The sequence below is a fragment of the Nocardia flavorosea genome (assembly GCF_015477805.1).
Taxonomy (GTDB): domain Bacteria; phylum Actinomycetota; class Actinomycetes; order Mycobacteriales; family Mycobacteriaceae; genus Nocardia; species Nocardia flavorosea_A.
The window spans coordinates 613,360-639,895 of record NZ_JADLQL010000002.1 but is presented as its reverse complement, the minus strand read 5'-3'; the positions used below and the strand labels follow the sequence as shown (position 1 = coordinate 639,895).

Sequence of the window (26,536 nt, the reverse complement as noted above, 5' to 3'; positions counted from 1 at the left end):
CTGCCGAATAGGACGCGCAGCGAGTCCGAAACTCATCGCTGAATCAACAATCGACCGGGCTCGAGGTCCGGTCACACGGCGCCGCGACCGGTGGCGGCACCGCCCGAACCGTCGAGGAGTTCGTCGGCGCGGTTGATTTCCAGGGCTCGTCGCAGCCATTTCTGCAGTTGGTCGAGGTCGTCGCAGGAGGTGATCGTTGCCCGCACCTGGTCCGGTACTTCGATTCCGCGGGCGTCGAGGACGGTCAGGATCGATATGGCTCGACCTTCGGCTTCGCCCTTGGCTCGAAACTGGGCTCGGCCTTCGGCGAGGTACTTGCGGGCGAAGTCGCTGGTGAAGTTGTAGTCACGCATCTCGCTGCCGTTCTGGCTCGGTGCCGGGTGCACTGTCGTGGGAGTGGTGGGGCCCGCTGCCCGTACGAAGGCTATGGCGACGACCGGGGCATCGGGGTCAGCGGCACCGAGCTCCCCGACCTGGCCTGGGTTTACCACACCATGTCGGGGAGCCGGAACATCGCTGAGTTGGTCTGCTTATGCAACGTGCAGGTGGATATGTACCTCGATGGGAGTTACGGGAACGACCGAAACTCCGTTCGGATCGTCATGCGAGCAGTTCGTCGGCGCGGTTGATTTCCAGGGCTCGTCGCAGCCATTTCTGCAGTTGGTCGAGGTCGTCGCAGGAGGTGATCGTTTTCCGCACCTGGTCCGGTACTTCGATTCCGCGGGCGTCGAGGACGGTCAGGATCGATTTGGCTTCGCCCTCGGCTCGACCTTCGGCTCGACCTTCGGCTCGACCTTCGGCGAGGTACTTGCGGGCGAAATCGCTGGTGAAGTTGTAGTCACGCAGACCGGTGGACATAAACGCCTCCCAAGCAGGACGAACAGCACGCGGCAACATCGTCAGGATGAAATCATGGTATCGCAGGGCGGGGTCTTCGCCGAGAGTTCGGAAACCGGCGGCCAATGCCTGCCAGATCTCGGTGTGGTCGGGGTGTTGGGGGTGGGCCACCGCGGACAACACGGCCAGCTCCGGCAGTTCGGTCGCTACAGCCGGATCGGTGACCACCGGAACCGAGGAAGGGGCCAGGACCAGCGGGCACAAGGTGGTGGATGGGCTGCCGTACCCGAATGCCAGCGGCTGGGCCGCCCATTTCGCCGTGCGATTGTCCGGGCAGACGATCAGCAGCAACACCGGGCATTTCATCCGTGCCCGCAGCGACGCCGTGTACACCGGCCAGGACCACAGTTTGTCCGGGTCGCGGCGTAGCTGGATCTCCACCACTACTGCCAGCACCGTCGCACCGCCGCGCTCGAACGCCACTACCGCGTCGGCGTAGTACTCGGTGGGCGCGACGACCGCGGCTCGCTCCGATCGGGTTTTCACGGTCTCGTAGTCGGGTAGCTCGCAGCCGAGCGCGGATAGTAGCGGAGGGACCAGATCCGGTCTCTCCGTGAACATGTCGATCACCACTTCATGCGGGGTCGAGGGCATGAGAGGCAAGGTAGTGATCGGTACCGACAAAAAACGCGGCCCGCCCCACAGTCGGGGGCGGGCCACGGGTTCACTTCGGTCAGCCTGCCGATTCGGCTCTCTGAGGGAGGGCGGCGAGGGTGCCGATCCGGGCGACCGCGTCCGTGACGACCCGGTCGATGAGTTCCTGGCAGGTCGGCAGATCGTCCAGGATGCCGCTCACCTGACCGGCCGCGAGCACACCGGCTTCGGTATTGCCTTCGACCAGGCCGGCACGCAGCAGCATCGGCGTGTTGGCCGCCATGATGACCTGCGACCAGGTGAGGTCCTTGGCCTTGCGCATGGCCAGGCCGTCGCGGACGAGGGTCGACCATTTCATGCCGGTCATACTCTTGAACTTGGTCGCGTTGCCGACCGCCGCGGTGAGCCCGCGGATACGGCCCGAACCCTCCAGCTTCTGCACGAGTTCGGTGTTGAGCACCCGGTGCGGCATACCGTCGACCTTCGTCGACACCACGGTTTCGCCGAGCTGTCGGCGCAGGTACTCCTGTTTCACCGAATCCGGGACGCTGCTCTCCTGGGTGAGCAGGAACCGGGTGCCCATGGCGACGCCGGCGGCACCGTAGGCGAGGGCGGCGGCCAGGCCGCGTCCGTCGTAGAAACCGCCGGCCGCGACGACCGGGATATCGACGGCGTCCAGTACCGACGGCAGCAGCAGGGTGGTTGCGACGGGGCCGGTGTGCCCGCCGCCTTCACCGCCCTGGACGACCACGGCGTCCGCGCCCCACGATGCGACCTTCACCGCGTGCTTGGCGGCGCCGATCGACGGGATCACCACCACGCCGGCATCTTTCAGCTTGGCGATGAGATCTTTCTTCGGCGCCAGCGCGAACGAGGCAACTTTCACGTTCTCGCGGATCAGCAGGTCGATCCGCTCGGGTGCGTCGGAGGCGTCGGCGCGGATGTTCACACCGAACGGTTTATCGGTCTGCGCCTTGGTTTTGGCGATGGCCGTTTCGAGTTCGTCGTAGGTCATGGTGGCCGAGGCGAGAATGCCCAGACCGCCCGCGTTGGAGGTGGCCGAAACGAGGCTCGGGCCCGCCACCCAGCCCATACCGGTCTGCACGACGGGATGTTCGATCCCGACGAGTTCGGTCAGCGGAGTCCGCAGCCGGGGTGTCACTGCGGGACCTCCTTATCGCGGATCTTCTTGGGATCCAGGACCTCGCGGATGATCCGCAGTTCCTCGGTGCTCGGCAACCGGGTTTCGCCGGCGGTGCCCAGGTCGGCGATTTCGAACGAGGTGTTCTCCGCGACTTCTTCGGCGGTGACGCCGGGGTGCAGGCTCAGCGCCCGCATGGTGTTACCGGGTCCGCCGAAATCGAAAACACCCAGGTTGGTCACCACATGGTGGACCTTCATGAACCGGTAGGCGGGGTTCTCGGGGTCGATCTTGTCGTAGCCGATACCGGCGACGATATCTACCTTCTCGCAGAACACCCGCCTGGTGTGCCGCGCGACCCAGTAGCTCGTCGGGTGGTTGATCGTATTCCCGGGCGCACCGCGGACACCGAACATCTGCCGGGTCGGCTGCTGGAGCGGGCCGAAGGCGGAGAGGTTCTGGTTGCCGAAGCGGTCGATCTGGTTGGCGCCCATCACTACGTGGCGGCGGCCCGAGGCCAGCACATCGAAGACCCGGCGGAACGGGATCCAGCCCTCGATCGGGGCCTTACCGCCGATGGGCGGGGTTTCGGCGAGGAAGAACGCCTCGCCGTCGGAGAGCAGCAGATCGGGTTCGAAGGTGAGTTTCGCGAGCCGGGCGCCCAACTGGGCCATCGGCGTCATCGGGCTGGCGAAGATCTCCCCGGCATCGCGGAAGATCTCGGCGCAGGCGACCGCGCACACCTCGGCCCGGGTGATGGTTTCGGTGCTGGTCACGACTGCTCCTCCTTGAATCGCGCGACGGCGGCCTGGTAGTCGTCCTCGGAGCCGCTGAGGTAGGTGTCGACGAAGGTCTGCCAGGTTTCCGGCGACTTGGCCGATTCGACGTAGTGGCGCTGGAACTTCTCGTCGCGCCCGTAGCTTTCTCCGCCGAGGGTGAAATGCGCGCCGCCCGGCGCTTCGGCCACCGCGTCGACGAGCATGCGGTTGAGTAGCAGCGATTGCGGTGGAACGGTTTTCACCAGTTCCTCGGTGTCCACGATGCGCTCGACCGACAGGTAGCGCTTTTCGGCGGCCATGCAGAACAGGTCGTCCATATAGGGATCGACACCCTGGTAGGCGGCGTTCCCGTGCGCGTCACCGAGGTTCAGGTGCACCAGCGCGGCGTCCAGGTTCAGTGCGGGCATGGCGAGCAGGGTTTCGGATTTGCCGTCCGGGCCCGGGTAGGGCGAGGTGACGGTTTTCAGTTCGCCGTCCCAGAAATTCGGCACGTCCGAGCCGAGACCCGCGCGGATCGGCAGGAACGGCAGTCGCGCCGCGGCCGCTTCCAGGCCGCATTTGAGCATGCCCTCGTCCATCTCGCGGGCCACGATCTGCCCGGAGGTGCGTGCCTTGGCGAACCAGGGATCGTAGAAGGGGGCCGAGTCGAGGGAGACGAAACCGTAGTAGGCCTTGCGGACCTTGCCGGCCGACAGCAGCAGGCCGAGGTCGGGGCCGCCGTAGGTGACGACGGTGAGGTCGGTGACATCGGACCGCAGCAGCGCCCGTACCAGGGCCATCGGTTTCCGCCGCGAGCCCCAGCCGCCGATGCCGATGGTCATTCCGCTGCGCAGTTCGCCGACGATCTCGTCCAGCGTTTTCCGCTTGTCTCGCATGGTTTTCCGCTCCATGTCAGTTCTTGTCCTTCTGCGCTGCCAGGTCTTCATCGAAACGATCCCGGATTTCGTCCGAGGCGCCGGAGAGGTTCAGTTCGAAGGTGAACCCCTGCTCGTAGCGGTAGCTGCGGTGCACATCCTGTACATCGATACCGTTGAGCGCGCGTTTGGCGGCGCGGATCACGCGGCCGTCCTTGGCGGCGATATCCTTGGCGACCTCGAGTGCCGCGGCGTCGAGTTCGTCGCGGGGGACCACCTTCAGTACCGAGCCGTAGTGGTGCAGCTGCTGGGCGGTGGCTGTGCTCGCGGTGAAGAACAGCGCGCGCATCAGGTGCTGGGGCACCAACCGGGAAAGGTGGGTGGCCGCGCCGAGCGCGCCGCGGTCGACCTCGGGGAGACCGAAGGTGGCGTCCTCGGAGGCGATGATGATGTCGGAGTTACCGACCAGGCCGATACCGCCGCCGAGGCAGAAGCCCTGGACCGCGGTGACGACCGGGACCGGGCAGTCGTAGACGGCGGCGAAGGCTTCGAAGCAGCCGTGGTTGGCGTCGATCAGCGCCTGGTGGCCCGGTGTGCGCTGCATTTCCTTGATGTCCACGCCGGCGTTGAAGCCCCGGTTCTCCGCGCGCAGTACCACCACCCGGGTCTGCGGGTCGCGCCCGGCGGCGCGGATCTCGTCGGCGAGGGCGAACCAGCCGTCCGAGGGTATGGCGTTGACCGGCGGATAGTCGACCGTGACCACGGCGATACCGGCGGATTCCGAATGGCGGGTGATCCCCATCGCGTATCCCATCTCGCATTCTCGAGCATCTTGGCTAAGCAAGCAATTGCTTGGTAGGTTAACACGGTGGCACTCGAAATCGACCTGTCCGATCGCGTCGTTCTGGTAACCGGAGGCGTCCGCGGTGTCGGCGCCGGTATCAGCCGGGTCCTGCTCACCGCCGGCGCGACTGTGGTGGCCTGCGCGCGCCGACCGGCAGAAACGCCGGTGGAGGTGGACGGGCGCGCCATCGACTTCCTGCCCTGCGATGTGCGCGACGCCGACGCGGTCCAGGCGATGATCGCGGAGATCGTGCGCCGGTACGGGCGGCTCGACGCGGCAGTCAACAATGCCGGGGGAGCGCCCTACGCGCTGGCCGCCGATGCCAGCCCGAAATTCCATACCAAGATCATCGAATTGAATTTGCTCGCCGCCCTGCACGTCGCGCAGGCGGCGCACGCGGTGATGAGCGAACAGGAAACCGGCGGGTCGATCGTCAATATCTCCAGCCTCAGCGGCCACCGGCCCTCACCCGGTACCGCCGCCTACGGTGCGGCGAAGGCCGGGGTCGACGCGCTCACCGTCTCGCTGGCCGCCGAATGGGCGCCGCAGGTGCGGATCAATTCGCTGATCGTGGGCGCGGTGGAAACCGAACTCGCCGAACTGCACTACGGCGACGCCGACGGTGTGGCCGCCGTCGGGCAGACCATTCCGATGGGCCGGATGGCCCGGCCCGGCGACGTGGGCAACGGGGTGGCGTTCCTGCTTTCCCCGCTCGCCGGCTACATCAGCGGCGCCACCCTGCAGATCCACGGCGGCGGCGAACCACCGGCGTTCCTCTCGGCCGCCAACGCCGCCCATTCCCCCACGAAACCCTGACGCGGCCGGCGCCACGACGCGACATCACCAGTTACGACCATCGACGATAGGAACGGATATGGCAACCGAGGGCATCTGCGCCGGACGGACAGTCATCATCACCGGCGCCGGCCGGGGAATCGGCCGGGCGCACGCACTGGCCTTCGCGGCCGCGGGCGCGAAAGTGGTGGTCAACGACATCGGCACCAGCCTCAGCGGTGAATCCACCGCGGAAACCCCGGCCGAACAGGTCGTTTCCGAAATCCGCGCCGCCGGCGGCGAGGCGGTCGCCAATGGCGACGATGTGGCGAGCTGGGACGGTTCGCAGCGGCTGATCCAGCAGGCCGTGGACACCTTCGGCGGCCTCGATGTCCTGGTCAACAACGCCGGGTTCGTGCGTGACCGCATGCTCGTCAACCTCGCCGAAGACGAATGGGATTCGGTGGTCCGGGTCCACCTGAAGGGGCATTTCGCCACCATGCGGCACGCCGCTGCGTACTGGCGCGCGGAGTCCAAGGCCGGCCGCCCGGTCGACGCCCGGATCATCAACACCAGCTCCGGGGCCGGCCTGCAGGGCAGCGTCGGCCAGGGCAACTACGGCGCCGCCAAAGCGGGTATCGCCGGCCTGACCCTCACCGCGGCAGCCGAATTCGGCCGCTACGGCGTCACCGTGAACGCGATCGCGCCCTCGGCCCGCACTCGGATGACCGAAACGGTTTTCGCCGACATGATGGCCAAACCGGACGAAGGTTTCGACGCCATGGCGCCGGAGAACATTTCGCCGATCGTGGTGTGGCTGGGCAGCTCCGAATCGGCCGGGGTCACCGGCCGGATGTTCGAGGTCGAGGGCGGCCGGATCGCCCTCGCCGAAGGCTGGCGGCACGGTGTCCCGGTGGATCGCGGAACCCGCTGGGATCCGGCAGAACTCGGCACCGTGGTCGCAGAACTGATCTCGAAGGGCACCCCGCCCGAACCGGTCTACGGGGCGTAGACCCCCTCCGGAGCGCCCGGCGGGCCGCATAGTCGAGTCTGCGCCCGCCGGGCTCGCCCGCGCGCGGTGAACAAACAGCTCACCGAGTCTGCCTGCGACGATCGTGCTACCGGTCGTAGTGCTCAGCTGTACCGTCGACCAGCGGCAAGAGCTCCGTGGACGGTGGCCGACCGCCGTTACCCAGTCGCTTCGGGGCCCAAGAACCCCGATTGAGAGGTCCGAAGGTCGCCACTGCCGGAGGCCCTGCGCAGCGACTCGGTTCAGGAGCGGTGACCTCGTGATCCGGCCGAGGCTCCGGTGCCGTGTTCGCCGACCGGGATCCGCCGATGCGCGAGCGGCTCAGTTACCGGATCCGCCGGCCGGTAACTGTGAGTAATCCCATCCCGGATAGCTGTTTCGCCGCTGTGGCCTGTGGCTCCACCTGCGGTGAAGCGCGGGGCGGCTGCCGTCTCCCGGGTTTGTTATGCGCCGGTCAGAGCCCTGGTTTACGATGGGCAACCATCTGTTCGTTCTGCCCGGAAGGCGACATCACCGGGAGATCCGCAATATCGATCGAGGGGATGGCTGACGCATGGCCGTTGGTCGCAGCAAGCGATTACTCGCAGTAGCCGGGGCAGTGGGTTGCCTGGCGCTACTCGGGGGGCCGGGATACGCAGCCGCCGAACCGGGCCGCTCGCCCAAAGCGGAGCAGGGGCCGACCGGAAGCGGTGACCAGGGGGCCACGCCGCCCGGTCACGCCGGGCCGGAGCAGGGCCCCGGTACACCTCTCACGATCCCCGGCCGGCCGAACGGCGCGGCCGCCGAGGGCGAGCACCCCGGTCTCGGTTCCGGTAGCGCTGGTGGGCGCGCTTCCAGTGATCCTGCGCCCGCACACGGTGCCGTTCCACCCGTACCAGCCCATGTTCCCGCTCCGGAGGCGGGCGGCCCGGCGGTCGCTCCCGGTGGCACGGGAAGCAGTGGGCCGGAGTCCGGTGAAGTCGCGGACTGGCAACCCCTGGATATCCCTGGTCGCGACGATTACACCGAGACCGGTCCGATAGATGGCTCCGCGGCCCCTGCCGCTCCCGCTCCCGGCGAGGTCGCCGAACCCGTGGCCCCGCTCGGCCTCGGCACCGTACTCGGCACGATTCTCGGCACCGGTTCGGCTGCCGTCGGTTCGGCGGCGCTCGCCCCATTGGCCGTCACCGGCTCCGCGGCGGCGGGTACGGGTTCGGCCGCGCTCGGGACCGGTTCGGCCGCAGTGGGTTCGGCCGGGTTGGGCCTGGGAGTCACCGGCTCGGCCGGCCTCGGCACCGGTTCCGCCGCGCTCGGAACGGGTTCGGCCGCGGTGGGTTCCGCCGGTGCGGGCGTACTGGGCACGGGATCGGCGGCGCTCGGTTCGGCGGGCGTCGGGGTGCTCGGTACCGGTTCGGCGGCGCTCGGTTCGGCCGCAGTCGGTTCCGCGGCCACGGGTTCGGCCGCCGCGGGTTCGGCGGCGACGGGTTCGGCGGCCCTGGGATCGGCCGGTGTGGGTTCGGCCGCCCCATTGCTGCTTCTGCTGTTGCCACTCCCGCCGGTACCGCCGGCCCCGGTGGGGCCGCCGCTGGCCTTGCCCGCGCCCGGCGGCGCCGGTGCGGGCCCCGATGCGCCGAGCGCGGTGGACGTCGCGGTCGGCGCGGACCTGCCCGCTCCTGCCGCGCCGGCTCCCGCGGCGCCCGATGCCCCTGCGCCGGCCCCGAGTTCGCCGCCGGTGGCCGCCGCGCCGCCGAATCACACCATCCGGCCGACCAGCGCCGAGGGTCTGCTGCCCGAGCCGAAACTGCTGTCGGTGATCGGCGGGCTCGTCGCTCTCGCCATCGCGGGGGGTGGTTCGGCCGTGATGAGTTATCAGAGCGCCGCCCAGGCACAGGCGCGAATCGACGCCGCGCGGTCCGAATTCTTCGGAACAGGTGCGTGATTCCGATGACGCAGAGCAAGACACAAAGCACTCGTGCCTATCGCCGCGTCGCGGCTGCTGTGGACGCGGTCTGCGCGATCGCCGCCGACGCCGACGCCACCACCCTGGAGCAGGTGGTGGACGCGGTCGCCGCCGAGCGGGGCCGGCCGATCGAGATCACCGATGCCGATCTCGGGCCCGGTGTCTGCGGGCAGCGGCGCTACTATCCGGCCAAGGACATCATCGTGCTGGCCAGCGCGCTACCGAGCCGCGACCACACGCTCGCGCATGAGCTGGGCCATATCGTCTTCGACCACGAGGGTGCCCCGGCCACCGAGGTGACGCTCGAGGTGAGCGACGAACTGATCGCGTACATGCTGAGTCAGCGTTCGCATCAGACCGCGGTCGAGGACGGCGAGAACGACCAGGCCGAATGGGAGGCCGAAACGTTCGCCGCCATGCTGATGACACGTTTGCGCGTTTTCAACAGCCGGGGCGCGGGCGTCTCGGTCCTTCGATTCGATGAGGCTCTGGGATGACGTTCTGGTTGACCGCCCTCCTGGTTTGGGTCGCCGCCGGCGCCCGGGTGGGGCGGGTTCTCGTAAAACCGGCGACCACCGCCCGGGTGGCGATCGTGGTCGCCGTCGCCGCGGTGGCACTCGCCTGTACTGCGGCGATACCCGATGTGGGCCTGGCGATCGACAATCTGCGACCCGCCGGCCTGAGTGGCGGTTTGCTGTCCGAGGGCGTGGTTACCGGTGCGTGGTTGCTGTTCGTCACCGCTACCTCGGTGGTGGCCGCTGCGGCCTGGCCGGTGGTTTCGCGCCGGAATCTACGCCAGATCGCCTGGGCGATATACGGTCTCGGTGCTCTGGCGATCGCCGGCGCGCTGCTGTGGTCGTTCGTCCTCGGCTGGGCCGTCGTCGCGGCGGCGGGCCTCTTCGTGGTGGTGACCGGGCTGCGTAATCTCAGCTGGACGGCGCTCGGCCGCGGTATCGCCGTCTATATAGCCGGGACCGCAGTGGCGATCGGGCTGGCCGCCGGGCAGATCCAGCGGAGCCTCGCCGATGCTCCCGGCGCCGAGGCGGGGCAACCGGCGTGGGCTTGGCCGCTGTGGCAGGTGGCGGCGCTGCTGATCGGGTTCGGTGCGGTGTGGATCGTGGTCGAGATGTGGTTGCGGGCACGGTTGTTGCTGCGCCGCGTGCAGAGTCTGTACAAGGTGATGGTGAAGCGGTTCCCGGAGGTGGTCCAGGAGGAGACGGGGACATCCACCCAGCTCAAGGCCTCGGATCGGGTGGCGCAGATCATGGACGCGCTGTATTTGCAGTCGGGTGGCGGTGTGGAGATTGCTGCCGCCGGTGATCCGCCCGCGGCGCTCGACCGGCGGGCCGAGCGGGTGGCGGAATGGGCCAAGCATCCGCTGGGCCCGGCCGTGGTGGACGCCCGGTGGATCGCACCGCCGGCGGGAATCAGTCCACGCGGTTGGGTCCAGGCGATCGCGCAGGCCTTCGACGCGCTACCGGAGCAGGCCACGCCAGAGCCCGTCTCTCGCTAGTTGCCCAACGTATGCGGTAAGCCCGTTACGTCACTGTGATAACACTCGGCTCGGCTCGAGAATCATGCCGAGTGGTCGGTACGGTGATTATCGGATACCGCAGAACTTGGGGCCTGGCGATACTGACGCCGGAGGAAATTCTTCCCTGTCCGGCCGCAGGTATGACGTTTCCCTGGACAGGTGCAGGCGCGGGGCGCCCCGATGGGGGATCGCACCGCGCCTGTTTCCGGCCCTATTCCGTGCCGTCCGGAGGAATTTCGGGCAAACCCTCGCTGGCGCGCAGTTTCTCCGCCATCGAGGTCAGCAAGTTCTGCGACTCCTCGGAGAGGTCGAAGGCCCGGCTGGACAGTCGGCGCAGTCCGTAACCCTGCAGCTGCGCCAGGAGTTCGAGGTCGTGGTCGATCTTCGCGGCGTAGATGTCGTTGAAGAAGTAGTCGGGCTTGACCTTGAAGAACTTCGCCAGGGCGGCGACCGTCTCATCGGACGGGTTGGTCCGCTGTCCCGACCGTAACTGCGACAGATACGGTTTGGAGATCGGATGACCGGATGCCGTCAGTGCGGCCGCTACCTCTGCATTGGTGTGCGGCTTACGCCCCGGGGGATGCACGGTTTCGAACAGCTTGTTCAGCCGCGCCGCGAAATCAGCCATTGTGAGCCGCCCAATTCCCTTCACTGTACTAACAGTCGTTATCTCGGATACCTATCATTGATATTAGCGGCTCAGTAACTGAAAACCTACGCCTGATTCAGGATTTCCTTGAAGCTTCTAGGTCTGTATCCGGGGAAGTGGACCGCGGTATCGCGTTTGCGGGTTACCCCGCACGGATCTTGTGGACTGCTGATACCGCCAGGTAGCCGCCCGTTGACGCGGTCTGTGCGGGCGCTCGGCAAGTAGCCTTCGGATTGCTGATGCCCCTTCTAGGGCAGTGTATAGCAGTTTGTGTGTCGTACGACACGTCTGTCGAACGCTGAGATGAACGTTCAACCTACGGTGTGGAATTCCCGGAGATCCGGAGCGCTCGGCTGTGAAGCGGCACTAACGCCCCGGATCTGCCGGAGGTGTCGTCGAATTCGGTAGACGGTCAGAGCCGTTCGATGATCGTTCCCGTCGCGAGCGCGCCACCGGCGCACATGAGAACCATTGCGGTACTGCGGTCCGACCGTTCGAGTTCGTGCAAGGCGGTGGTGATCAAGCGGGAGCCGGTCGAGCCGACCGGATGGCCCAGCGCGATCGCGCCGCCGTTGACATTCACCCGGTCGAAATCCGGTTGGTGAACCTGAGCCCACGACAGCGCCACAGAGGCGAAAGCCTCATTGATTTCGAACAGGTCGATATCGCCGATACTCATACCGGACCGCTCGAGCAGTCGGGTGCAGGCCTGCACCGGTCCGTCGAGGTGGAACTCCGGTTCCGAACCCACGAGGCACTGCGTCACGACCCGGGCCCGGGGCCGCAATCCTTCACGCTCGGCGGCTTTCTCGTCCATGAGCAGCACCGCCGCGGCACCGTCGGAGATCTGCGAGGAGGTGCCGGCGGTGTGAATGCCGCCCTCGAGGACCGGCTTCAATTTGGCCAGGCTCTCGGCGCTGGTCTCCCGCAGCCCCTGGTCGCGGCTGACCTCCTGCTTCTCGCCGGTCGGGTTGCCCTCTTTGTCGACGACCGGCGCGGTGATCGTCAGAACCTCGCGGTCGAAGCGCCCTTCGGACCAGGCCTGGGCGGCCAGCCGTTGCGACCGGACACCGAGCGCGTCCACATCCTCGCGAGTGATACCGCGCCGCTTGGCGATTCGTTCGGCTGCCTCGAACTGGTTGGGCATATCGATATCCCAGGAAGCGGGGCGCCGCGGGCCGGCCTGGTCGCCGACATTGGCGCCCAGTGGCACCTGGCTCATCGCTTCGACACCGCACGCGACGCCGATATCGATGGCGTCGGTGGCGATCAGACCGGCGATGAGATGGTTGGCCTGCTGCGCCGAACCGCACTGGGCGTCGATTGTGGTGGCGCCCACCTGCCACGGCAGGCCCGCGGCGAGCCAGGCCGTGCGTGTGATGTTGTTGGACTGGGCGCCGGCCTGAGTGACGCAGCCGCCGATGATCTGCTCGACCTTGGCGGGATCGAGGTGGGCGCGATCGAGCAGTCCGCGCTGGGCGAGACCGAGGATCTCGGCCGCATGGAGGCCGGAGAGCCAGCCGTTGCGCTTACCGATGGGGGTGCGAGCTGCCTCGACGATAACGGGTGTGCCCATCTTGAACCTTTCGTTTCGGACAAAAACTGTAACGTGTTCCGCGCATGGGTGGCGGTTAGTCCAGTCCGGTTTCTTTCCTCGTTCTTATGCCTGTGACACAATGATTGTAGAACGTGTTTCAGTTTGTCGAAGGAGACATCTGGTGGTGGATACGCGCATGGGCCGGCCGAACCTGCCGGACGGGTTCGACGTCACGGACCCCGATATGTATATGCAGCGGGTGCCGGTCGAGGAGTTCGCCGAACTCCGCCGCAGCGCGCCGATCTGGTGGCAGGAGAAATCGCCCGAGGTCGGTGGTTTCCACGACGACGGCTTCTGGGTCGTCACCAAGCATGCCGATATCAAGGAGGTCTCGCGGCGCAGCGATGTCTTCTCGACCTACGAGAACACTGCGCTGCCGCGGTTCAACGACGATATCGAGCGCGAGCAGATCGACCTCCAGCGTTTCATCCTGCTGAACATGGACCCGCCCGAGCACACCCGGATGCGCAAGATCATCTCGCGTGGGTTCACGCCGCGCGCGATCAACTCGCTCCGCGACGAGCTGTCGAAACGTACCGAGGCCATCGTCAAGGCCGCGGCCGAGGCCGGGTCCGGCGATTTCGTCACCCAGATCGCCTGCGAACTGCCCCTGCAGGCTATCGCCGAGCTGATCGGTGTGCCGCAGGAAGACCGGATGAAGGTGTTCACCTGGTCCAACGAGATGACCGGATACGACGATCCGGAAATCGACGTTGACCCGGTGCAGGCCTCCACCGAACTGCTCGGATACGCCTATGCGATGGCCGAGGCCCGCAAGGCCTGCCCGGCCAACGATATCGTCACCACCCTGGTCGAGGCCGATATCGACGGGGAAGCGCTCAAATCCGAGGAATTCGGATTCTTCGTGATGCTGCTGGCGGTCGCGGGTAACGAGACCACCCGTAACGCCATTACCCACGGCATGATCGCCTTCCTGGAGAACCCGGACCAGTGGGAGCTCTACAAAAAGCATCGTCCCAAGACCGCGGCCGACGAGATCATCCGCTGGGCCAGCCCGATCACCACCTTCCAGCGCACCGCCCTCGAGGACACCGAACTCAGCGGTGTCCAGATCAAGAAGGGCCAGCGGGTTCTCATGGTGTACCGGGCGGCGAACTTCGACGAAGATGTCTTCGAGAACCCGATGAAGTTCGACATCATGCGCGAGGACAACCCGCATGTCGCCTTCGGCGGCACCGGGGCGCACTACTGCATCGGCGCCAACCTGGCCAAACTGGAGATCGACCTGATCTTCAACGCGATCGCCGACCATATGCCCGATATCTCCAAGCTGGGCGACCCGCGGCGGCTACGCTCCGGCTGGCTGAACGGCATCAAAGAATTCCAGGTCGACTACAAGACCTGCCCGGTAACGGGGCAGACCGCGAGCTGAGCTCCGCGGTACAAGCCGCCGGCCCGGGACCGCTGGTGCCCGGGACCGGCCCGTAACCGGAATCGAGTGTGCGCCGTGCCGTTGTGGCGGCGACGCGGCCCACAGTTCGGCCCCGCGTTCGAAGAGCGCGGGGCCGAAGCCTTTCACCGGCCCCCGCACCCCCGGGCGCGGAGGCCGTTCGGCGGAGAAAGCCGATCGGTCGCCGAGCCGTGAGGTCTTCGACTCGGCCGTATGCCGTCGCTGCCCGTCCGGCGTCACCGACGTGCCGAGGTACACGCCAGGCCGAAGGACCGGGCATCCGCGCCGCACGGACTTCGATGGGCGAACACGAATCGGCCCCGCACTCCCGAGGGGGTGCGGGGCCGGTCCGGTGTTGAAGCCGATCGGCAGGCGGGCTGTGAGGGGCAGCCCGGGAGCCGATCAGCCGATCGGGGTGGCCGTGGCCATCGCGCGATCCACTTCCCAGAACGCGCGCAGCGCCAAAATCTTCCCGGCGTCGTCCACCTTGTAAGTGAAAACACCTTCGGCGTCGATACGGTGTCCGCCGATGGTGCTGCGGATAGTGCCGGTGAACGCGACCTCCGCGCCGCAGGCGAAGGAATCACCGAACAGGAACTCGATCGACTCGGTTCCGGCGATCGCCTTGTCCCAGAAGGCCGCTATCGCCTCTTGGCCGCGGTGTCCTTTGCCTTCGGGGTCGAAACCGGAGGGGCCGATCGGGTCCTCCACGATCCCGTCCGGCGCGAACAGCGCGAGCCAGGCGTCCTTGTTCCGGGCGCGGACAGCGGCCTGCGAGGCCAGTCCGGCCGCGCGTGCGGGATGTTCGTCGCTGCTCATGGGTTTCCTCTCGACAAACCGGTGTTGCCGCCCCGGGGGCAGCAACGCTCAGGTGATCGGGTTCTGGATGTTCTCGTCGGCGAATTTGCGCAGTGCGTCTTTCTTCGCCTCGATATCTCCGTCGAATCCGATACCGGCAGCCAGCCAGGGGATCACGATCGCGTCGGTGACCCCGGCGTCGTATTGCTCCTGGTAGCCGTCGCGGCCGAACTTGTCCACGCAGACCGCCTGGATCTCGAACGGCACGTCGGCGCGGCCGTGTTCGGCGCGAAGCTCCCCGAGCCGGGCGATGGTGGTCTGCAGATCCTCGAATTTCATCATCGCCGAGGTCCAGCCGTCGCCGACCCGGGCCGCCCGGCGCAGCGCCACTTCGGTATGGCCGCCGATGTAGAACGGAACCGGTTCGCTCGGCGCCGGACTCATCTGCAGTTCGTCGAAATCGAAGAACTCACCATGGTACTCGACCATGCCGCCCGCGAGGACCTTCTTGATGACCTCGATCATTTCGTCGACCCGGGCGCCGCGGCGCGCATACGGCACCCCGCACCATTCGAATTCCTCCGGTGCCCAGCCGATCCCCACACCGAACCCGAAGCGGTTACCGGACAGGTTCGCCACCGAACCGACCTGGCGGGCCAGCAGCAGCGGGTTCCGGGAACCCAGTTTGAGCACATTGGTGTAGAAGCGGAGCCGGGTGGTCACCGCGGCCATGGCGGTCGCGGCGATCAGCGGATCCACCCACGGGGTGTCCGGGCCCCAGAACCGCGCGCCGTCCGGTGTGTACGGGTACTTCGCCGCCTGCGATTTCATATAGAACAGCGAATCGGGCAGTGCGATCGAGCTGAACCCGACCTCCTCCGCCGTTCTCGCCAGTTCGGGCAGCTGTTCCAGCGGGCTGAGCGCGACCCCGAGGCTGAACTTCAGCGTCATCGGCGTTCCGACCCGACAACCCACATCGAGAAGTACTGCGAGCCACCGCCGTAGGCATGGCCCAGCGCCTTACGCGCGTTCTCGACCTGATAGTCACCTGCCCGGCCCATCACCTGTTTGGCGGCCTCGGCGAAGCGGATCATGCCGGAGGCGCCGATCGGGTTGGACGAGAGCACCCCGCCCGACGGGTTCACCGGCAGCGTGCCGCCGATTTCGGTTTCGCCCTTGTCGGTGAGTTTCCAGCCGTCGCCGGGGGCGGCGAAACCGAGGTTCTCCAGCCACATCGGTTCGAACCAGGAGAACGGCACATAGATTTCGGCGGCGTCGATCTCGGCCAGCGGATCGGTGATCCCGGCCTGCGCCCACAGCGCCTTGGCTGCCTCCTGCCCGGCCTGCGGGTTCACCTGGTCACGGCCGGCGTAGGCCAGCGGTTCGGTGCGCATGGCGGTGGCATGGATCCAGCCGACCTTCTTACCGGTCGCCTCCACCGCGGTGGCCGATTCCTCGCCGCCGATCACCACGGCGCAGGCGCCGTCGGAGGAGGGGCAGGTTTCGTCGAACCGGATAGGGTCCCACAGCATCTGCGTGGCCAGCACCTCTTCGACCGTTTTATCGCCTTGCTTGAGATGGGCGTACGGGTTCTTGGCCCCGTTGCGGCGATCCTTCGCGGCGACCATCGCGCCCACATGCAGCGGTGCGTTCGACCGCCGGATATAGGAGCGCACATGGGGTGCGAAGTAGCCGCCCGCGCCGGCGCCGACCGGCATGGTGAACGGCACCGGAATCGACAACGCCCACATGGCGTTCGATTCCGACTGCTTCTCCCAGGCGATGGCGAGCACCTTCTCGTGCACACCGCCCTGCACCATGTTTGCGGCCACGCACGCGGTGGAGCCGCCGACCGAACCGGCGGTGTGCACGCGCAGCAGTGGTTTGCCGGGCGCACCCAGCGCATCGGCCAGGTACAGCTCGGGCATCATCATGCCCTCGAACATGTCCGGGGCCTTACCGATCACGATCGCGTCGATATCGGCCATGGTCAGGCCGGAATCGGCGAGGGCGCGGTCGATGGCCTCCCGGCACATCCCGGCCATCGAGACATCGCTTCGCTTGGCGACGTGGTGGGTTTGTCCGGTGCCCAGCACCGCGGCGGGGAAACTCATCGGCGGGCCTCCGAATCCAGGACTGTCACAAGGTTCTGCTGCAAGGCCGGGCCGCTGGTGGCGTGGGCCAGCGTGCGCTCGGCGGTGCCCGCCATGATGGGCAGCGCGGCGTAGCCGATGCGCTCGAGCCCGGTGGCGAACATGGGGTTGGCGGCCAGCGCGCCGCCGGTCGGATTGACCTTGGTCTCCGGTTTCAGGCCCAGCGCCTCGGCGAGGATGAGCTGCTGGTGGCTGAACGGTGCGTGCAGTTCGGCGACGTCGATACCGCTGGTGTCACCGTTGGTCACCGCCTGCCCGGCAGCGGCCGCGGAGGGGGACGCGGTCAGATCGCGGGCGCCCAGCACGCTGGAATCGATGCGGTGCGACATACCGGTGATCCACGCCGGACGTTCGCACAGTTCCCGGGCACGGTTTCCGGCGGCGAGCACGATCGCGGCGGCACCGTCGGTGATGGGCGCACAATCGTGTTCCCGCAGCGGATCCGCGACGTAGGGCGCGGCCAGTAGATCGTCGACCGATTTACCGTCGACGGTGTGGGCCGCCGAAACCGCGGCCATATCGCGTTCGGTCCAGCGTCCGGCATCCAGACCGGCCCGGGCCTGCAGGCCGGCGACGGACAGCGAATCCGGCCACAGCGGAGCGACCAGATACGGGTCGAGCTGGGTGGTGAGCACCTTGCGCAGGGTGCTCGCGGACGATTTTCCGAAGCCGTAGACCAGGGCGGTCTCCACTTGCCCGGAGCGGATCTTCACCCAGGCCTCGTACAGTGCCCAGGCGGCGTCCATTTCCACATGCGATTCGTTGATCGGCGGCACGGCGCCGATCGAGTCGATCGCGGAGATGAACGAGAAGGACCGGCCGGCCAGGTAATCCGACGAACCGGAACACCAGAAGCCGATATCGGATTTGGTGATGCCGAGCTGGTCGTAGAGCTGCTGGAAACAGGGCACCAGCATCTCCACACCGTTGGTGGTGCCGTAGGTCTCCGGCACATGCGGTGCGTGCGCGAAGCCGACGACGGCGATCTCGGTGGCGTTATCGTTGGAACGCTCGATGATGGTCACGCGGGGAGCCCTCTCACAGGTGATGCTTGTAGGTGTCGTAATCGGCATCCGGCTCGCCGGTCGGCTCGAAGTGGTCGATATTGGCCATGGTGTAGCCCCACTCCTCGCTCGGCTTCCAGACCACCTTGACCCGCATACCCATCCGCACCTCGCTGGCCTCGACGCCCAGGACAAGATGCAGGAAGGGGATATCCGCGCCGTCGAGCAGCACATACGCGGCCACATAGGGCGGTTTGATCCGCTGGCCCAGGAACGGCACGTTGACGATGCAGAAGGTGGTGACGGTGCCGGTTTCGGCCAGTTCGACGACCTCGGAAGTGGACCGACCGTCCACCGGGTCGACACCGCGCGGCGGGAAGTACACCTTGCTGTTCGCATCGGCGCGGGCGCCGGTGAGCTTGCCCTCTTTGAGGCCGCGCAGCAGCGTGGATTCCTCGGGTGAGGCGGTGTGCTTGTAATCCATCGCGATCGGCGTCGTGATCATGGTGACCGGTTCGGCGCCGGAAGCCGGCGCGGGCTCCGCGGTCGGCGTCTCGCCCGGCTCGAAGCAGGCGATATCGTGGATGGTGCCGGTGAGTTCGGCCGCCCAGCGTGCGGTGACGCGCATACCGGTGCTGATCTGATCCGGGCTTTCCACATCCACCGCGTGCAGCAGTGCGGTATCCGCACCGTCGAGCTGGATCAGCGCGTAGGCGAACGGCCGGTCGAAGGGCTGGTCCGGCAGCACATCACGGACCCAGGTCCAGGATTTGACCGTGCCGGTCGGCGCGACCTCCACGAATTCCGACAGCGGTTCGGCGGTAACCGGATCGAATTCGGCCGGCGGTACCAGGACTCGGCCGTCGGAACCTCTGTTACCGAAGATGCGCCGCTCGCGCAGGCCGGTGAGGAACTTGCCGATGATGGGTCCCACGGAGCGCGTGTAGTCGAACTCCATCCGCAGCGGCGCACTGAGCACATCGCTCGGTTTCAGTCCGGGCGGGCGTTCCTGCGTAATTACCGTGGGTGCAGTATTCCCAAGAGTCACATTATCGAGTAGAACAGGTTCTTATTCTGCTGGCAAGCAGTAGGCCGGAAAGGGGTCGGTTGTGAAGTTCGGATTGCAGCTCGGTTACTGGGGCGCCGCGCCGCCGCAGCATGCCGCGGAAGTAGTGGTAGCCGCCGAAGAGGCCGGCTTCGACGCGGTGTTCGCCGCCGAATCCTGGGGTTCGGACGCCTTCACCCCGCTGGCCTGGTGGGGTTCGGCCACCGAACGGGTCCGGCTGGGCACCTCGGTGGTGCAGTTGTCCGCCCGCACCCCCACGGCCACGGCCATGCACGCGCTGACCCTCGACCACCTCAGCGGCGGCCGGGCCATTCTCGGTCTCGGCGTCTCCGGCCCGCAGGTGGTGGAGGGCTGGTACGGGCAGCCGTTTGCCAAACCGTTGCAGCGCACCCGCGAATACGTCGATATCGTCCGCAAGGTCCTGGCCCGGGAAGCCCCCGTGACGAACGACGGCCCGAACTACTCGCTGCCCTACACCGGCCCCGGCGCCACCGGCCTCGGCAAGCCGTTGAAGCCGATAACCCACCCGCTACGTGCGGACCTGCCGATCTGGCTGGGTGCCGAAGGCCCCAAGAACGTGGCGCTCACCGCCGAGATCGCCGACGGCTGGCTGGCGATCTACTACACGCCGCGTATGGCCGGAATGTACAACGAATGGCTCGACGAGGGCTTCGCGCGCCCGGGTGCCCGGCGTTCGCGGGAGGACTTCGAAATCGCCGCCACCGCCCAGGTGATCGTCACCGACGATGTCGCCGCCGAGATCGAACGGATGCGCTGGGTCACCTCGCTCTACATCGGCGGGATGGGTGCGCCGGAGCTCAACTTCCATGCTCAGGTGTACCGGCGGATGGGGTACGAGAAGGAGGTCGACGAGATCGGCGCCCTGTTCCAGGCGGGCAAGAAGGCCGAGGCGGCCGCCGCCGTACCCGACGAACTGGTGCTGGAGACGGCGATCATCGGCAACGAGGCGCAAGTCCGCGAGCAGATCGGCGTCTGGGAAGCCTCGGGTGTCACCATGCTGCTGGTTTCGGTACCCGATGTGGAGCAGCTGAAGCGTTTGGCGCCACTGGTCGCCGTCGGGTGAACTTGTTTCAGAAATACTCCCTGCCGCTACCCGCCGTGTACTCCGGCGGGTAGCGTGTGGCGAAATCACCACATCGAACCCAGCCTGTTCAGATGTGGTGATTTCTTGGCACGGCCGAACTGCTCTCCGCCGCTGCGTACCGGCTCGGCCTGCGATCGCGAATCGGCTACCGGACAAGGTCCGGCGCTCACGGGCTGACGAGGCGTTCGTAATGCCGGGACAACCGGAATTTACGGGTTCAGCTTCCCACCGCGCTCGCCGCCGGTATTCCGCCCTGCGAGCCCGGACCCGACAAATTGGACGGTGTGTTGCTGATCATCTGGTCGCTCGATGCCACCGATCGAGTGATCGCGGGTTTCCGAACTCGGATCGTGCCGCGGGGTTGTCGGCGTAGTGGGTGATGAAGCGGTAGAGCCGGTGGCTGTCCACAGCCAGTCGAGTGCACTCCCGCTCACCCTCTGGCGTGTCGATCGGTTTCCCAGGGGGTGACGATGGCGAGGCCCAGGTCGGTGAAATCCTTGACGTTGCGGGTCGCTACCGGGCAGTCGTTGGCGAGGCAGCTCGCGGCGATCTGTGCGTCCGCGTATCCGATCGGCCGGCCACGGCGGCGATATTCGGCGACAATTCGGCCGTAGATACGTGCCGCACGGAAGTCGTAGGCTTCGACTTCGTCGCCGAATTCGTCGAACAGTTCGGTTGCCAATGTGGCCAAGCCCGCCTTGCGGGATCCCTCCGGTAGTTTCTCGATACCTGCCTAGATCTCGCCGATGGTCACTGTGCTGATCGTGACGTCGTCGCATTCGCCCAGCCAGGTGAGTACGTGGTTGTCGGGGTGTGTTTGAACAGCTCGGACACCACGTCGGTATCGGCGATGATCACAGCTGTGCCGACCCGGCCTCGGGCTGCTGTGGCATGTCCAGCTCGGCTGCGTAGGGCCGACTGCGCTCGTAGAGCTCATGCAATAGCCGTTTCGGGCGTACTGCCGCGGCGAGTATGTCCCGGGCTTCGGCTTCCATGCTTGGTCCATGTGCGGCGGCTCGCCGGCGCAGGCGGTCCTTCACGCTGCTGTCGAGGTCACGGATGGTTACCGTCGCCATGCAATCAATGCCAGCAGTGATTGCATCATGGCGTCGTGGTTGCCGTTTCGCCGGCCTGGTGAGTCGACCACCTCCGAGGCATAACTACGAACAGTTAGCTATGTTAGCGTAGCTACGCTAGTGTTTCTTGCTCTGGAAGGCTCCACATGACCGAACCCCAGCCCGCGACCGAGATCATGCCGATCGCGGTCGACTGGTCCAGCCCGTCCGCCACCTCCCGCACCACGCTGACCACGCACCTGTGGACAGCGCCTCCGCTGCAGCGCAGTTCACCGATCCACGACAAAGCGTTCGCGGCATTGCGCGCCCTCGGCGTCGACTACGCCCGGTTCCTGCCCTGGTGGTCCTCGCCGCGACTGTCGGTGCCCGAACTCCACCCGCCCCGGGACGGTAAGACCTCCTGGGATTTCGGCCGGCTCGACGAATTCGTCGACGATTTCCTGGCAGCCACCGCCGGCCGGCCTGTCGTGGCGAACTTCGCGACCATCCCCACCTGGATGTTCGATACGCCGGAACCGGTCATCCCCGAAGAAGACCCCGCTGCGATCAACTGGGAATACGAGCAGGGCACAGAATTCCGTGACCCGAGCCTGGCGGAAGTAGCCGAGCATTTCGAGCGGATCGGCCGCTGGTATATCGACGGCGGATTCGTCGATCAGTTCGATACGCGACACGTATCCGGACGAAACCACCGGTTCGCGTACTGGGAGGTGCTGTGCGAACCCGATATGGGACACCAGCTTTCGCCTCAGGTCTACACCCGGCTCTACGACGCGGTTGTCGAACGCCTGCGACCGCTCGACCCGGAAATGAAATTCATCGGACTCTCGCTCAGCCTCGTGGACCTGGACCCGGAATACTTCTGGCACTTCCTCGATCCGGCCAACCACCGCGACGGAATTCCGCTGGACGCGATTTCCTACCACTTCTATGCGGTGCCCGACATCCTGAATCCATTCGGTCTCGAAGGCAACGCACCTTTCGACACCTGGCACGGCGGGATGTTCGCCCAGGCCGATGGTTTCCTCCGCCAGGTGCAACTGATCGAATCGATCAAAAAGCGGCTTTCGCCGGACACCGAAACCCATATCAACGAGCTGGGCACGTTCGCGCCGGACGTCATGAACCCGGCCCCGGATACTCCTGCTGAATACTGGGCGCTCAGCGGCGCGGTGGTCGCCTATATCTGGTCGAATCTGACGGCGCTGGGCATCGATCTCGTAGGCGTGGCCGAATTCATCGATTACCCGGGGATGAACCACGGCGTCTCCCTGCTGGACTGGGAAACGGGCGAACCCAACGCGCGCTACCGAGTCCTGGAACTCCTGCTCGAGAACTTCGGGCCCGGCGACACCCTGTATCCGAATGCTCCGCTCCCGCCCATGCTGGCGACCCGGCTCCACAGCCAGGCGTTCGTCTCCCCGCAAGGACAGCGCAAGCTTCTGCTCGTCAACAAGTATCCAGAAACGGTGCGCGTACAGATCACCGATCCGGTCCGCCACATCCACACGATCGATACGACCACCGGCTCCGGATCGGCGATCACCCGTCCGGTGCAGAACGGGATGGTGGAACTGGGACCGTTCGGTACGGCGGTCGCTGTCCTCGGTAACAGCGCGGACTAGTCTGCTCGGGACAGTCCCGTGCGATACCGGAGGATCGGATGCCCGCAAAATCTGGCCGCCGAACTGATGCCGAAGTGGTGGCGGCCGTGCATGCGGCCGTCGTCGAGGAAGTCATCGAGGTGGGTGTGGGCAAGCTGACGATGGACGGTATCGCCCAGCGCGCCGGTATTGCGAAAACCTCGCTGTACCGGCGTTGGGACAACCCGCAGGCAGTGCTGCTGGATACCGTACGCGGCGGGTTCCCGCAGGACAACGCGGAACCCGACCTCACCGGCGATCTACGTCGCGACCTCATCGAGGCGCTCCGGCTGATGGTCGCCTGGATGGCCACCCCCACAGCTCAGGTGACCGGCACGATTCTGGCCGAACGTGCCCGGTACCCGGAATTGGCGGAAGCCGTCTACAGCGATGTGTTCGAGCCGAAGGGCGGGCGATTCACCACAGCGGTACTACAGCACTACGCCGGCTCCGGACGGATAGACCCGGCGGTGGTCACCCCCGTCGTGCTCGATATCGGCGAAGCGCTTGTCCTGAAGCACGCGTTGGACGCCGGCTCCCTCCCCGGCGACGACACCTTGATCGATATCGTCGACCAGGTGATCCTCCCGGTGGTCGACCGCCGGGACCGGTCGGTCCCATCGCATTGAGAGAGGTCGGCTCGGAGGCGTACGGGCACCCCTCAGGCCGGTTCCTCCGTCCACTCCAGCGGCAGACGTGTTCGCTTCCGGCTCTGCCGGGTCCGCTGCTCCTAACAGCGTCGAGGACGTTCTTCACAGGGGGGCGCCGGAGGGCCGCACCTGTCGCCACGTCTGCGCCGAGCCGTCCCCGCCCCTGCCGCCAATGCGGTGGCTGCCGCGTAATGGCCCCGCTGTCTATCGTGCCTACGTCGTATGCGGTTCTTTTGTCGGGCGCGCCGAGTGCTCATGGGGCTGGTCCTTCTGCACGTCTGCGGCGGGCGGTGCACAGTCGCCGATCCGAGAGATAGACCGGTCTCAACCGCTTCAGTCCAGCACGGTGCACCACAGGTCGAGCGAGCGCGCGGTTCCGAGTTCAGACCTTGCCGCGGGATTGTCGAGGTAGTGGGTGAGGAAGCGGTAGAGCCGGTAACCGTCCACGGCCAATCGAGTGCACTCCAGAACGACACTGCCGGTGCGCGCCGGGCGATCCAACCTCCAGATCTGGCGTGGCTGCTCGCCCATCTGCAATGTCGGGGTCATGGCACGTCGACTCCACCGCGCGTCGGGCAATCCGGTGATCACGATCAACGGACTCTGCTCGAACGCAGGAACCACGCGGGCAATATCGTCCCAAGGAATCCGGGTTTGCGAACTCCAGCCTTCGTGGATTATCTCCTCGGCGGTCAGCACGACCCGTCCGCGCCGCAGCTTGTCCATCATCGCGAGTGCCGGGGCAGACGCGCTGCACAGCCCGAGGCCGGTGAACAGCAATACCAGGGCCCAGTGCGTCTGCCAGGCAGCCGCCGCAATTTCTGTGCCGGCCGTGAGGAACAGAATCGCAAAACAGGTCCAGATCAACTGGTACAGAGCAAAATAGAAGAGCGAACCAGGGACGATGGTCGCCTTCTCGCCTTCCGCTTTCCCCGATACGGCCATGCTCGGCCGCCGAATCGAACCGAAGTTCGTGTACGCCCCAATCGCCACAACGGCTGCCATCGTCAGGCCGAACAATCCGACATACTTGGCTACGACGTGGGCCGCATGGTCCCCGCTGCGCCACATCAGCACCGCCGCGACAGCGCATAGAACTGCCAGGCACGTGAGGAAAACCAGGGATACGAGACGCTTCCGCGCGAACCCGCGTGCCTCGATCCAAGGGCTCGGATAACCGGGAAGGTCAGAAGAGCGCATTCCACGCCTTCGAGATGCCCCCACCGATGGCTTCGCCAGTCGATTCCAGCGCTTGGACTCCACCGTCGATAGCACTACCCACACTCAGACCCTCCGAATACAGAGAATCAACAGCGCCTGAGGTGAAGAGTCCGGCAGCCGCCCCGACCACGGTGCCCGCTGCAGCGCCCACGAGGTTCCCAGGCCCTGGTACTACCATTCCCACGGCCGCGCCGACCGCGGCACCAGCGGCGACGGAAGCGCCGAAGCCCGAGAGACCGGAGACGACGGCCTGCTCTGCAGGTTTGCCGTTGTATATGTCATATGCGATTCCTGCGACAGCGAGCGCACCACCGACCCGGAAACCGATCTTTGCGCCTTTGGTTTTCGCGTTGTCCGACTGGTCCAGCAGATCGCCGGCTTTCAGCATCTGCTGTCGCGACCAGTCCATATCGCGATAGACCACCTGACGTGGGGTTCCGGCGGGCGCGTTCTTGGCTTCGATCATGGCCTTCAACGCATCACTGGATGCGGTTGCCGCGCTCTGGAGAAGCATCGACGAATGCTTGACGGCAAGTGCGCCGGCTGCCCCGTTGATCATGTCGCCGACGACCAGGAACCACTTGTCCTTGACGTCATTCTGCATATTAGTCCAGGTAGATCCCCAGAAGCCCTCACGATCGCGGACCTGCTGTACCGCTTGGGAAGCGGTGTTGTAGGCCGCGAGCTTGGTGGCGTCATCCTCGGCCGGCATCTCGACGGTCTGTTCTGTGAGAGTGAGTCCGGCGTTGCTCGCGTTGGTCCGGATGGTCGACATATCGACCTGTGCCTGCTGCACTTGGCCGGCAAGTGCGTCGAGTTCGGTCGCATACTTCTGTATTTCAGTGACGAAACCGTTCGCCTTGTTGGCCGTGTTCCGGGTCTTGATGGCGAACGCCTCGCCGGACTCACCGTCCCATCCAGCCTCGGCGAGGCCGCGCACTTTGTCGAGGTCTGTCACAGCGATCGACAGTTGACCTGCGAGGGTGTCTCGTAGCCATCCCGCCGCTGCCCGAATACTGGCCGGGTCCCCATCGACTTTGGTATTGATACTCATCGGTCAGACCGCCGTCCACGTCTGCTGTATCACCGCGTCGGCCGTCGTATCGTCCTGCTCTTTGTACTTCGCGGCGGCATCCGCTACCGCATCGCTACTCGCAGCCATTCCCACGACGAGCTGTCCGGCACCGTCTATCAGAACAGACAGGATCGCAAGGACCGAGGGGGTCACCGTACCGGCATCCAAGGCGTCGGGGGTCTTGTTGTTCGTCGCATCGAGCTCCGTGCTGGAGGTGGCCAGTGTGCTCACTATCGTTGCGAGCGAATCCTGGTCGATGTACAGCTCCGTCATGACCGCGGATACCTCCGGCTCTCCTCCGGAATGTAGACATCCAGGAGCAGGACGTCGAACGGTCGGGCCTGCTGCAATGCATCCAGAGCTACGGTCGGAGTCCACATCCAGGGCTGATCTTCGCCGCAGCAGGTCAACAGGCGATCCAGCGCCGAATATGCCAAGCAAGCCAGGCGGCCGTCACGCATTTGACGCAACATGATCTGCGCGTCCTCGACCCGCTGCACTTGCCTCAACACCGGCAAGTAGACAACGGGCGGAAAGTTTTTCGGAAGAGGTGTTCCCCCCTGACCGAACTGGCTCCGGCCGGTCTCAATGGCGACCGTAGTACCGAATTCGTTCATGCGCGGAATGCTAGTCGACACCGATACCCGACTCCATCCGGATAGGCGAGTCCTGAAACGAAACAAAGCCCGGTCAGCAAAGCCA

The 26,536-nt window shown here is 66.1% G+C and carries 28 protein-coding genes; 9 read left to right on the top strand and 19 right to left on the bottom strand.

What is annotated here, in order from left to right; translation table 11 throughout:
* Positions 1–71 precede the first annotated feature (71 nt).
* The 6 genes from IU448_RS11820 to IU448_RS11795 all read right to left on the bottom strand — a co-directional run bounded on the left by IU448_RS11820 (position 72) and on the right by IU448_RS11795 (position 5,067).
* Positions 72–491, bottom strand: coding sequence for a hypothetical protein (locus IU448_RS11820; RefSeq protein ID WP_228812631.1), 420 nt, complete (start codon positions 489–491; stop codon positions 72–74).
* Between the two features lie 109 nt (positions 492–600).
* Positions 601–1,491 (bottom strand): hypothetical protein, encoded by an 891-nt coding sequence (locus IU448_RS11815; protein ID WP_195055603.1) that lies wholly within the window; start codon positions 1,489–1,491, stop codon positions 601–603.
* Between the two features lie 79 nt (positions 1,492–1,570).
* Positions 1,571–2,653, bottom strand: a complete 1,083-nt coding sequence (locus tag IU448_RS11810; RefSeq protein ID WP_195055602.1) for an NAD(P)H-dependent flavin oxidoreductase — start codon at positions 2,651–2,653, stop codon at positions 1,571–1,573.
* Complete coding sequence (locus IU448_RS11805; protein WP_195055601.1) at positions 2,650–3,408, bottom strand: CoA-transferase subunit beta; 759 nt, start codon at positions 3,406–3,408, stop codon at positions 2,650–2,652. Before IU448_RS11805 ends, IU448_RS11810 begins: the two co-directional genes overlap by 4 nt.
* The gene (locus tag IU448_RS11800; protein ID WP_195056243.1) at positions 3,405–4,286 is read right to left on the bottom strand and encodes a CoA transferase subunit A; all 882 of its coding nucleotides are present in this window, start codon (positions 4,284–4,286) and stop codon (positions 3,405–3,407) included. Before IU448_RS11800 ends, IU448_RS11805 begins: the two co-directional genes overlap by 4 nt.
* A 16-nt stretch (positions 4,287–4,302) precedes the next feature.
* Positions 4,303–5,067, bottom strand: coding sequence for an enoyl-CoA hydratase family protein (locus tag IU448_RS11795; RefSeq protein ID WP_195056242.1), 765 nt, complete (start codon positions 5,065–5,067; stop codon positions 4,303–4,305).
* A 66-nt stretch (positions 5,068–5,133) separates the two neighbouring features.
* Between IU448_RS11795 and IU448_RS11790 the strand changes: the two genes are divergently transcribed.
* From IU448_RS11790 to IU448_RS11770, 5 genes are all read left to right on the top strand, one after another.
* Positions 5,134–5,925 (top strand): SDR family oxidoreductase, encoded by a 792-nt coding sequence (locus tag IU448_RS11790; protein WP_195055600.1) that lies wholly within the window; start codon positions 5,134–5,136, stop codon positions 5,923–5,925.
* A 58-nt stretch (positions 5,926–5,983) separates the two neighbouring features.
* Positions 5,984–6,895, top strand: a complete 912-nt coding sequence (locus tag IU448_RS11785) for an SDR family oxidoreductase (protein ID WP_195055599.1) — start codon at positions 5,984–5,986, stop codon at positions 6,893–6,895.
* 1,090 nt (positions 6,896–7,985) lie between these two features.
* Positions 7,986–8,831 (top strand): hypothetical protein, encoded by an 846-nt coding sequence (locus IU448_RS11780; RefSeq protein WP_195055598.1) that lies wholly within the window; start codon positions 7,986–7,988, stop codon positions 8,829–8,831.
* 5 nt (positions 8,832–8,836) lie between these two features.
* Entirely contained in the window at positions 8,837–9,349 is a 513-nt protein-coding gene (locus IU448_RS11775; RefSeq protein WP_195055597.1) for an ImmA/IrrE family metallo-endopeptidase, read from the top strand.
* Positions 9,346–10,365 (top strand): hypothetical protein, encoded by a 1,020-nt coding sequence (locus IU448_RS11770; protein WP_195055596.1) that lies wholly within the window; start codon positions 9,346–9,348, stop codon positions 10,363–10,365. Before IU448_RS11775 ends, IU448_RS11770 begins: the two co-directional genes overlap by 4 nt.
* Positions 10,366–10,597: 232 nt before the next feature.
* Here IU448_RS11770 and IU448_RS11765 read toward each other — a convergent pair whose 3' ends face one another.
* Both IU448_RS11765 and IU448_RS11760 read right to left on the bottom strand, forming a co-directional pair.
* Entirely contained in the window at positions 10,598–11,014 is a 417-nt protein-coding gene (locus tag IU448_RS11765) for a helix-turn-helix domain-containing protein (protein ID WP_019044759.1), read from the bottom strand.
* Positions 11,015–11,447: 433 nt separating this feature from the next.
* A complete protein-coding gene (locus IU448_RS11760) occupies positions 11,448–12,611 on the bottom strand; it encodes a steroid 3-ketoacyl-CoA thiolase (protein WP_195055595.1) in 1,164 nt (387 codons plus the stop codon).
* 157 nt (positions 12,612–12,768) lie between these two features.
* Between IU448_RS11760 and IU448_RS11755 the strand changes: the two genes are divergently transcribed.
* A complete protein-coding gene (locus tag IU448_RS11755) occupies positions 12,769–14,025 on the top strand; it encodes a cytochrome P450 (protein WP_195056241.1) in 1,257 nt (418 codons plus the stop codon).
* Positions 14,026–14,445: 420 nt separating this feature from the next.
* Here IU448_RS11755 and IU448_RS11750 read toward each other — a convergent pair whose 3' ends face one another.
* From IU448_RS11750 to IU448_RS11730, 5 genes are read right to left on the bottom strand one after another with little or no spacing between them, the layout of a single operon-like run.
* A complete protein-coding gene (locus tag IU448_RS11750) occupies positions 14,446–14,862 on the bottom strand; it encodes a nuclear transport factor 2 family protein (RefSeq protein ID WP_195055594.1) in 417 nt (138 codons plus the stop codon).
* A 48-nt stretch (positions 14,863–14,910) separates the two neighbouring features.
* Complete coding sequence (locus IU448_RS11745) at positions 14,911–15,786, bottom strand: TIGR03619 family F420-dependent LLM class oxidoreductase (RefSeq protein ID WP_195056240.1); 876 nt, start codon at positions 15,784–15,786, stop codon at positions 14,911–14,913.
* A gap of 2 nt (positions 15,787–15,788) precedes the next feature.
* Positions 15,789–16,955 carry a thiolase domain-containing protein gene (locus IU448_RS11740; protein WP_195055593.1) on the bottom strand — a complete coding sequence of 389 codons (1,167 nt, stop codon included), beginning with the start codon at positions 16,953–16,955 and terminating at the stop codon, positions 15,789–15,791.
* On the bottom strand, positions 16,952–18,019 hold the full coding sequence (locus IU448_RS11735; RefSeq protein WP_324188572.1) for a thiolase domain-containing protein: 1,068 nt from the start codon (positions 18,017–18,019) through the stop codon (positions 16,952–16,954). The genes IU448_RS11740 and IU448_RS11735 overlap by 4 nt, the downstream gene beginning before the upstream one ends.
* 13 nt (positions 18,020–18,032) lie before the next feature.
* Positions 18,033–19,046: a Zn-ribbon domain-containing OB-fold protein gene (locus IU448_RS11730; RefSeq protein ID WP_416382986.1), complete on the bottom strand. Its 1,014-nt coding sequence runs from the start codon at positions 19,044–19,046 to the stop codon at positions 18,033–18,035.
* Positions 19,047–19,107: 61 nt separating this feature from the next.
* Between IU448_RS11730 and IU448_RS11725 the strand changes: the two genes are divergently transcribed.
* A complete protein-coding gene (locus tag IU448_RS11725; RefSeq protein WP_195055591.1) occupies positions 19,108–20,148 on the top strand; it encodes an LLM class F420-dependent oxidoreductase in 1,041 nt (346 codons plus the stop codon).
* A gap of 451 nt (positions 20,149–20,599) precedes the next feature.
* Here the strand turns inward: IU448_RS11725 and IU448_RS11720 are convergent, their stop codons facing one another.
* Both IU448_RS11720 and IU448_RS29715 read right to left on the bottom strand, forming a co-directional pair.
* Positions 20,600–20,860 (bottom strand): PIN domain-containing protein, encoded by a 261-nt coding sequence (locus tag IU448_RS11720; RefSeq protein WP_195055590.1) that lies wholly within the window; start codon positions 20,858–20,860, stop codon positions 20,600–20,602.
* A gap of 163 nt (positions 20,861–21,023) precedes the next feature.
* Positions 21,024–21,245: a FitA-like ribbon-helix-helix domain-containing protein gene (locus IU448_RS29715; RefSeq protein ID WP_416382985.1), complete on the bottom strand. Its 222-nt coding sequence runs from the start codon at positions 21,243–21,245 to the stop codon at positions 21,024–21,026.
* A 146-nt stretch (positions 21,246–21,391) separates the two neighbouring features.
* Between IU448_RS29715 and IU448_RS11715 the strand changes: the two genes are divergently transcribed.
* Together IU448_RS11715 and IU448_RS11710 are read left to right on the top strand one after the other, a co-directional pair.
* Positions 21,392–22,870, top strand: a complete 1,479-nt coding sequence (locus tag IU448_RS11715) for a hypothetical protein (protein ID WP_228812629.1) — start codon at positions 21,392–21,394, stop codon at positions 22,868–22,870.
* A 38-nt stretch (positions 22,871–22,908) separates the two neighbouring features.
* A complete protein-coding gene (locus IU448_RS11710; protein ID WP_195055589.1) occupies positions 22,909–23,517 on the top strand; it encodes a TetR/AcrR family transcriptional regulator in 609 nt (202 codons plus the stop codon).
* A gap of 354 nt (positions 23,518–23,871) precedes the next feature.
* Here the strand turns inward: IU448_RS11710 and IU448_RS11705 are convergent, their stop codons facing one another.
* Genes IU448_RS11705 through IU448_RS11690 form a run of 4 tightly spaced genes read right to left on the bottom strand, consistent with a single transcriptional unit; the run spans position 23,872 to position 26,451 of the window.
* Positions 23,872–24,738 (bottom strand): hypothetical protein, encoded by an 867-nt coding sequence (locus IU448_RS11705; RefSeq protein ID WP_195055588.1) that lies wholly within the window; start codon positions 24,736–24,738, stop codon positions 23,872–23,874.
* The gene (locus IU448_RS11700) at positions 24,725–25,813 is read right to left on the bottom strand and encodes a hypothetical protein (protein WP_195055587.1); all 1,089 of its coding nucleotides are present in this window, start codon (positions 25,811–25,813) and stop codon (positions 24,725–24,727) included. The genes IU448_RS11705 and IU448_RS11700 overlap by 14 nt, the downstream gene beginning before the upstream one ends.
* A gap of 3 nt (positions 25,814–25,816) precedes the next feature.
* Positions 25,817–26,107 carry a hypothetical protein gene (locus tag IU448_RS11695; protein ID WP_195055586.1) on the bottom strand — a complete coding sequence of 97 codons (291 nt, stop codon included), beginning with the start codon at positions 26,105–26,107 and terminating at the stop codon, positions 25,817–25,819.
* Positions 26,104–26,451 (bottom strand): SAV_915 family protein, encoded by a 348-nt coding sequence (locus IU448_RS11690; RefSeq protein ID WP_228812627.1) that lies wholly within the window; start codon positions 26,449–26,451, stop codon positions 26,104–26,106. Before IU448_RS11690 ends, IU448_RS11695 begins: the two co-directional genes overlap by 4 nt.
* Between the last annotated feature and the right edge of the window lie 85 nt (positions 26,452–26,536).

Excerpts from the sequence above, each read along its gene's own strand:
- IU448_RS11740 (WP_195055593.1), bottom strand. The coding sequence starts at position 16,955 with ATGAGTTTCCCCGCCGCGGTGCTGGGCACCGGACAAACCCACCACGTC.
- IU448_RS11705 (WP_195055588.1), bottom strand. The coding sequence starts at position 24,738 with ATGCGCTCTTCTGACCTTCCCGGTTATCCGAGCCCTTGGATCGAGGCA.
- IU448_RS11800 (WP_195056243.1), bottom strand. The coding sequence starts at position 4,286 with ATGCGAGACAAGCGGAAAACGCTGGACGAGATCGTCGGCGAACTGCGC.
- IU448_RS11750 (WP_195055594.1), bottom strand. The coding sequence starts at position 14,862 with ATGAGCAGCGACGAACATCCCGCACGCGCGGCCGGACTGGCCTCGCAG.
- IU448_RS11755 (WP_195056241.1), top strand. The coding sequence starts at position 12,769 with ATGGGCCGGCCGAACCTGCCGGACGGGTTCGACGTCACGGACCCCGAT.
- IU448_RS11785 (WP_195055599.1), top strand. The coding sequence starts at position 5,984 with ATGGCAACCGAGGGCATCTGCGCCGGACGGACAGTCATCATCACCGGC.
- IU448_RS11690 (WP_228812627.1), bottom strand. The coding sequence starts at position 26,451 with ATGAACGAATTCGGTACTACGGTCGCCATTGAGACCGGCCGGAGCCAG.
- IU448_RS11695 (WP_195055586.1), bottom strand. The coding sequence starts at position 26,107 with ATGACGGAGCTGTACATCGACCAGGATTCGCTCGCAACGATAGTGAGC.
- IU448_RS11815 (WP_195055603.1), bottom strand. The coding sequence starts at position 1,491 with ATGCCCTCGACCCCGCATGAAGTGGTGATCGACATGTTCACGGAGAGA.
- IU448_RS29715 (WP_416382985.1), bottom strand. The coding sequence starts at position 21,245 with ATGGCGACGGTAACCATCCGTGACCTCGACAGCAGCGTGAAGGACCGC.
- IU448_RS11795 (WP_195056242.1), bottom strand. The coding sequence starts at position 5,067 with ATGGGGATCACCCGCCATTCGGAATCCGCCGGTATCGCCGTGGTCACG.
- IU448_RS11715 (WP_228812629.1), top strand. The coding sequence starts at position 21,392 with ATGACCGAACCCCAGCCCGCGACCGAGATCATGCCGATCGCGGTCGAC.
- IU448_RS11700 (WP_195055587.1), bottom strand. The coding sequence starts at position 25,813 with ATGAGTATCAATACCAAAGTCGATGGGGACCCGGCCAGTATTCGGGCA.
- IU448_RS11770 (WP_195055596.1), top strand. The coding sequence starts at position 9,346 with ATGACGTTCTGGTTGACCGCCCTCCTGGTTTGGGTCGCCGCCGGCGCC.
- IU448_RS11710 (WP_195055589.1), top strand. The coding sequence starts at position 22,909 with ATGCCCGCAAAATCTGGCCGCCGAACTGATGCCGAAGTGGTGGCGGCC.
- IU448_RS11765 (WP_019044759.1), bottom strand. The coding sequence starts at position 11,014 with ATGGCTGATTTCGCGGCGCGGCTGAACAAGCTGTTCGAAACCGTGCAT.
- IU448_RS11760 (WP_195055595.1), bottom strand. The coding sequence starts at position 12,611 with ATGGGCACACCCGTTATCGTCGAGGCAGCTCGCACCCCCATCGGTAAG.
- IU448_RS11775 (WP_195055597.1), top strand. The coding sequence starts at position 8,837 with ATGACGCAGAGCAAGACACAAAGCACTCGTGCCTATCGCCGCGTCGCG.